General features: G+C 44.3%; 1 pseudogene. It reads right to left on the bottom strand.

Annotation, left to right across the window (positions count from 1 at the left end):
• Nucleotides 1-1,731, bottom strand: a pseudogene (locus tag ESV24_RS15155) (HYR domain-containing protein); the annotation flags it as partial.

The raw sequence follows: 1,731 nt of genomic DNA, 5'->3' as shown, positions 1-1,731 counted from the left end.
TTACTGGGTCTGTACAGTTGTCCTCTGCAGTGGCTTCGCCAGTTGCAAAATAGTCTGGTAAGATATAGAACAGGTTACCAGCTCCCGGATCAACAGTTTGATCTGCTGGGCAGGTAATTACTGGGGCAAGTTTATCTACCACATTCACTTCGGCGGTACAAGAAGCTATATTGCCACTTGCATCGCTTACAAATACGGTGATCATTATTGTGGCCCCTATATCCGAACAGTCAACTGTTGGAACATCAACGGCAATCGTACTAATTCCACAAGCTTCTTCTATATTAGAAAGTAGGCTATATGGATCTATAGTGGTAGTGCCATCAGGTCCAAGCTCGATTTCAACTACGTTACCCGATGTTGAAATGGCATAGCTAAGATTGAAATTATCCACACCGGCACCCCAGCCCCAGCCGCCAAGATCGTCATACGTCCAGCGCACTTGAAATGCTGAATTTGCATAAGCGGTAGCATCGATTGATTCGGTCTGGATGTTTGGAACCAGATCCGCATCATAAAGTGCTATTTGTTGCCAAGCCGCACCATCATAAACCTCAACGGTAAATATTTGATCTCCGGATTCCTGAAAAGCAACATCATATCCAACAAATACATCGGTAGCTCCCGTTAGGTCGTATACTGGAGAAGTCAAGACTACAAGATTTGTTTCCCCAATACCAGCTGCATCATCATTGAAGATTGCTGCGTTGGTTGTGAAATCATCACCATTAGGCATATCACCAGAACCAAATTCCCAATCGGCAGTTCCAACCTGAACATCAGTGGCCCAACCCGTCGGCACTGTAGCGCCTTCAAAATCTTCAATTTCCATAAATGTGTCTGATGCTCCACAAGTAATAACAGGAGCTATTAAGTCTATAACATTCACCGTAGCAAAACAGGTAGAAACGTTTCCACTGTCATCTGTAACGGTAACCTCAACAAGGTTTTCGCCAAGATCAGCACAGGTAAAGTCAAGACCAGAACTAGCAACAGTTTCATAATGAACAGTACCGTTCCAAACACGAGGAGTAAATACGGAACCAGTAAATAATCCAGATACTGCAGTTCCTAAAGACATAGAAAGATCGGCATTAGAGAAGTTTTGGTTTGTACCATCACCGTTTGTATAACGCTGTCCAACACCAGTTGTTACTACAGCAAAACCATAAGTGGTATTTGCTGAAAGGACTACAGGAGCATCTAGAACAACATTACTAGGTAAATCTGTACCAGCACCGGTTCCAGAACCAGAAGCGGCAACAGCACCCCAAGCAGCTGGGTTAGTTTCGTTACCTACATAAGTTCCTGTAAGAACATATAGATCTAAATCAAACGCCGCTGTACTAGTAGTATTAATGTCTATTTCAGTCACTTGAATATCAGCTGGGCCTACAGTTACGTCGTACATTACTGCCCAACCTGAAGAACCTCCATTTGTTCCGATAAATAAAGTGCTCAAAGAACCAGAAGTTCCTCCACCAACACCGCCAGCGGTAACAGTATAGCCACAGGCTTCATTTACACCTGTTAGAAGATCGTTTGGATCTACGCTTGCCATTCCGTTTGCGTCAAGGAAAACGTCAAGTCCGCCACCTGCAGAAATTTCGTAGCTCAGCAGGAAGTTATCAACGCCTGCCGCATAGGCCCAAGAGCCCTCATCATCATAGGTAAAACGCACCTGGAAATCAGCATTCGCATAGGTCATCATATCAAGATCACCTGTGTTGA

It is taken from the genome of Aequorivita lipolytica (assembly GCF_007997135.1).
In the GTDB taxonomy this organism is placed as follows: Bacteria; Bacteroidota; Bacteroidia; order Flavobacteriales; family Flavobacteriaceae; genus Aequorivita; species Aequorivita lipolytica.
This window is presented reverse-complemented; position numbering and strand designations above follow the sequence as displayed.